Origin of the sequence: Streptomyces sp. NRRL WC-3549, from assembly GCF_000721935.1 — a bacterium.
GTDB lineage: Bacteria > Actinomycetota > Actinomycetes > Streptomycetales > Streptomycetaceae > Streptomyces.
On record NZ_KL585381.1, the window covers coordinates 4,569 to 9,015 of the forward strand.

Sequence of the window (4,447 nt, forward strand, 5' to 3'; positions counted from 1 at the left end):
GATGTGTATAAGAGACAGCGATGTCGGGGTGGTCGAAGCCGGTGGCGAGGAGAGACTCCTCGACCGCACCGCCCAGAGGAGCGGGGCCGTCCGGGGCGCCGCGGTCGACCAGGACGGAGGGCGTGGACAGCAGGCACAGGGCGGTGTCGTGGGCGTCGCCGGACCAGGGGCCCGAGGTGAGCCAGTAGAGGGAGAGGACGTACTCGGGGTTGGGAACGCCGGCGGGTTCCTCGTCCAGGAGGTCGCGGAGCTTGTCTCGTGCCCAGGGCAGGTCGGAGGCGTAGGAGCGGTACCGCCAGACCGCAAGGTCGGTGAGCGCGGCAGGCTGGTGCGGCTGAACGAGGTGGAAGACGGTCACCCCGCACGCGAAGACGTGAAGGACGCACTCCTGTGCCTCGGGGTGGTCGACGCGGGCCGAGGAGGACTCCAGCCACTCGCCGTGCACACTCGGTCTCATGTGTGCACGGAGGCGGCCGGCGCGCTCGACGCCGATGAAAACTGGCAGGAACTTGTGGGAGTCGACTTCGATTCGGCCTGTCACGGGTGGCGCAGCGCCGTTCGTTCCCAGTGCCGCCGCGAACCGCGTCTGCGCTTCGCCCGACGCATGGTCGAGTGCGGTGTCGAGCACAGCCTGGGACTCGGCACGCGGCTGGTAACTCGCACCGCCTCCCTCCCAGTTCGACACGGTCCGGTCACTGACTCCGAGGTAGGCGGCGAAGTCACGCAGGCTCATGCGAAGGGCCTCGCGCAGCAGCCGTGCTTCACGCCCGGACCATCTCTGCACAGTCACCACCGTCGTACCCCCCGTCCGTCACCTGGTGAAACGCCGAAACACCCTGTGCGAGCAGTCCTGTTCGGCATTACTGCGGCATTGCTGCAGCACCCGTGCGTCACACTCAGCGATCAGTTTGCACCATGCTGTATTCACGAACCGGGAAAAGTGGCCACAGCCAAAAAGCGCCCCTCCGCCCGTTCTCTCCGGTTACACACCCAAGGAGCAAACGGCATGACCGACATCGTCAAGCGCAACGCCCGCGCCATCCTTCTCGACGGCGAGGAACTGGTCCTCATCAAGCGCACCAAGCCCGGCAGGGAGCCGTACTGGGTGTCCGTCGGCGGAGGAGTCGAGGAAGAGGACGCGACCATCGAGGCGGCTCTGCATCGGGAGGTATTCGAGGAGCTGGGCGGCAAGCTGGAACGCGCCGAGCTCGTCCACCTCATTACCGATGCGCTGGAGGGAGGCGTCGGAGTCCAGCACATCTTCGCGGCGCGACTGGAGTCGATGGACCTGGACGCGCGGACGGGCACCGAGTTCGACAAGCCGGAGCGGGGCGGGTACGAGGTGGTCCGGGTGCCCTTCACCGCCCAGGACGTCCGCGAGTTGAACCTGATGCCGCCGGAGCTGGCCGAGTTCATCGCCACGAACACCGACGCGATCACTTCCGTCCTCGACACACCGATCCGCGAGGCATGAGCGATGGAGCGGTTACCGGACTTCGTCAGCCTCAACGGCCCTGACAACGTCGGCAAGACGACTCACCTCGATCGGCTGGCCGCGCGCCGGCACGTCTTCCAACCGTTGGGAGCCGTCCACGAGCACGATCCCGAGCCGTGGGCGCGGGTAGCGGCCGGCGACTACGCCCGGTGGTGGTTCGAGACGTCCACGACGGTCGAGCTGACGGAGATGCTCCTCGTCGGTCACGCCAAGCGGGCCGCCGCACGCAAGCCCGGCCGTACGGGACTGCTGGACCGTGGCCTGCCCATGCTCCTCGCTGTGGCCACCGCGACATGCGTGGTCAAGGACGGGCTGACGGTGGGCGAGGCGTTCAAGACCGTGACGGACATCGCCGGTTCGCGCGCCACCGCATCGGAGACCTCGGTGCTGCTGCTCGCGTCCTTCGACGCCGAGCGTAGTTACGCCATCACCAGCGCCCGCGAGGGCCGCCCGTGGACCGGGGTCTACCCGGCTTATCAGAAGACACTGCACGCTGTTCTGCTTCACCAGGCCGGCCACAGCACGTACGCCGCCGTCGTGGACTGCGAAAACCGCTCCCTGGACGACGTACACAGCGACGTACTCGATCACCTTGGCCTCACTCCACTCACCGACGGGAGTCCCCGATGACTCAGAACTCCCCGCCCCTGGTGCTGCCTCCGGGGCTCACCCGCGCCATGGCCACCCTCCAGGACAAGGACCGGCAGCGCCTGGACGACACCATCACCCGGCTCCACACCGTCAACGGGCGTCTGTGGGACACCGAGGACCGGGTGCGCAGTGCTTTGCTCTCCGCCGCCCAGGTCGCCGACTGCAAGCGAGAGATCGACCAGCTCAACGCCGAACGCAACGCCCTCGCCGAGCGCGCTGACGAAGTCCTCGGCTCGCTGGCGGACGCGGGCCGTGCCGATGTGCCGCTGCACACCGAGACGCTCGCCTCCGTCGTGGACCGCATGTCGGTGCTGACGCTGCGGATCTGGCACAGCGAGCGCGCGGCGGGCCGTGATGAGCTGGCACGTCGACGTGTCCCGGCCCTTCACGGGCAACGTGAGGAGCTGTGCGCCGCTCTCGACGCGCTGGTATCCGATGTCGTCGCAGGCCGTCGTCGGCTCCCCGTGCCGGCCCGCTTCAAGCTGTACGGGCGGGAGGACGTCGCTCCGGCGGAGATCAAGCCGAGTCGGCATCTGCGCCAGGTACTCGCCTTCGGCGGGCTGAGCGAGTGCGGGAAGAGCACCAGCGCACAGTTCGTCCAGCGGACCTGTGACGCCCAACGTCTCAAGATCGGCTTCCTGTTAAGGCAGGCAGCCCATCGGGAAGGGCTCGCGGACCCGTACGCACTATCGGCCCGCCGACAGGCCGAACTGCTCCTCGGCGAGCTGAACCGCTTTGCGGACGCCCACGTCGACACGAAGCTGTTCACCATCGAGTCCGTCCACGACGATGCATCGATCGCCGAGCTCAAGCAGCTCATGGGCGACACGCTCCAGATCGTCTACCTGGACGCCTCCTTCGCCGTACGCGTCGAGCGGTCGGGCACTCCGGCCCAGGCCGTCGCCGCGAAGGACGAGATCAAGATGAGCCGCGGCGCCCACCAGGTCGCCGCTCTGGCCGACCACGTCATCGACAACACCGGCAGCATCGCAGCCCTTCGCGCCCGCCTCCGGCGCATCGCCGCCCCGCCCTCGACCCGTGCGCTGCGCGTGGCCACCCCGTACGGGCTCGGTCTTCCTGCAGCAGTCGCGTCGGCGACGGCCGACTTCACCGACACGGTGCGGGCGTACGGACCCGGCGTACGGCTCGTCGCCCTGACCGGAAGCCCTGGAGAGGGAACCTGGATCGTCGGCTGGTCCGACCTGGACCTCATGGTGATCGCCGAGCACGAGGTCATCGGCGGGATCCATGAGGCCCTGGATCAGTACCGGACGGCCCTCGGCGGTGCGGCCTCTCTCGGCCCCACCCTCGTCACGCCGGGTGAACTGACCGCCCGACGCCTCACTCCGCGCCTGGCTTTCGTCCTTCACCAGCTCCAGCAGGGCAGCCCCGTACTGCATGCGGCATCCGACCTCGAACTGCCGACGATCAGCCGGGACGAGCTCGCGTTCGCCGCCGTCCGCGAACTGCCCCAGGTCATGCTCACCATGCGCCGTCTGCGTACTGCGGAGGGGGCGACCGCTCTGCGGCAGCTCTACAAGCACCTCGTGCTCGCCTGCCGCCTTCTCCTGCGCGAGCACAACCAGTGGGAGTCCGGCCCCGACCGGATCCTCGCCGCCGCCTCCCGCATGCCGGGGCTGACGGCCCTCGCGGTCCCTCCTCTGGCCGAGGTCGCGAACGCTTGGCGTGACGGTGACACCGAGCTCGTCCTCAAGCCCGTCACCGCGGCGGTCGACCAGCTCCTCACCTGGTACGCCCTCCAGCTCGCCGCCTGAACCACGCACCTCTCCTTCACCCCTCTCCACCGACAGGAGCTTCGTCATGCCCGAAACCCTCACCGTGCCGCCCTTCTCCGCCCGAATCGTCGAGCGGCTCAGCGTCGGAGCCACCAGCCGCCGCGAGCGTGTCATCCACTCGTTGGACGGCCTGGAAAGCCCGGTGCATCCCGACACCCTTGCCAGCACGGGGGCCGATCTGTGGCGTCTGCTCCAGAAGCAGCTGCCGGATGGGGCCGGCCCCGTGGACTTCCTTCTGGGCCTGGACGCGGGCGGCATCCTCCCGACCGTCTCCCTGGCCGACGCCGCCCGCCTCCCGTACAAGATCGCCTGGAAGCTGCACCTCCCCCTGGACGGCGCGGTCCGCTTCAGCGAGCCGCACGCCATGCGCACCGACGTCTTCGCCTACGGCATCGCTCCGGGACAGCGCATCGTCATCGTGGACGACGAGATCACCACCGGCCGGACCCTGGCCGACCTCACCCGCCGCCTCCGCGAGGCCGGCGCCGTGCCGCTGGCGGCGGCC

The 4,447-nt window shown here is 68.9% G+C and carries 5 protein-coding genes; 4 read left to right on the top strand and 1 reads right to left on the bottom strand.

Going from position 1 to position 4,447, the window contains the following annotated elements; genetic code table 11:
- A partial coding sequence (locus IH13_RS45700; protein WP_324605154.1) for a helix-turn-helix domain-containing protein occupies positions 1-793 on the bottom strand: 793 nt, incomplete at its 3' end.
- A gap of 213 nt (positions 794-1,006) precedes the next feature.
- On the opposite strand from IH13_RS45700, the gene IH13_RS0100250 reads away from it, so the two are divergent.
- The 4 genes from IH13_RS0100250 to IH13_RS0100265 form a co-directional block, all read left to right on the top strand.
- Positions 1,007-1,474: an NUDIX hydrolase gene (locus IH13_RS0100250; protein WP_031079939.1), complete on the top strand. Its 468-nt coding sequence runs from the start codon at positions 1,007-1,009 to the stop codon at positions 1,472-1,474.
- A gap of 3 nt (positions 1,475-1,477) precedes the next feature.
- Positions 1,478-2,125 (top strand): hypothetical protein, encoded by a 648-nt coding sequence (locus IH13_RS0100255; RefSeq protein WP_031079941.1) that lies wholly within the window; start codon positions 1,478-1,480, stop codon positions 2,123-2,125.
- The gene (locus IH13_RS0100260) at positions 2,122-3,921 is read left to right on the top strand and encodes a DUF4254 domain-containing protein (RefSeq protein ID WP_031079943.1); all 1,800 of its coding nucleotides are present in this window, start codon (positions 2,122-2,124) and stop codon (positions 3,919-3,921) included. Before IH13_RS0100255 ends, IH13_RS0100260 begins: the two co-directional genes overlap by 4 nt.
- A gap of 46 nt (positions 3,922-3,967) precedes the next feature.
- Positions 3,968-4,447: phosphoribosyltransferase (locus IH13_RS0100265; RefSeq protein WP_031079946.1), on the top strand; the 480-nt coding region annotated here is incomplete at its 3' end.

Bases quoted from the DNA above. Each gene is read 5' to 3' on its own strand.
- IH13_RS0100255 (WP_031079941.1), top strand. From the start codon at position 1,478: ATGGAGCGGTTACCGGACTTCGTCAGCCTCAACGGCCCTGACAACGTC.
- IH13_RS0100250 (WP_031079939.1), top strand. From the start codon at position 1,007: ATGACCGACATCGTCAAGCGCAACGCCCGCGCCATCCTTCTCGACGGC.
- IH13_RS0100260 (WP_031079943.1), top strand. From the start codon at position 2,122: ATGACTCAGAACTCCCCGCCCCTGGTGCTGCCTCCGGGGCTCACCCGC.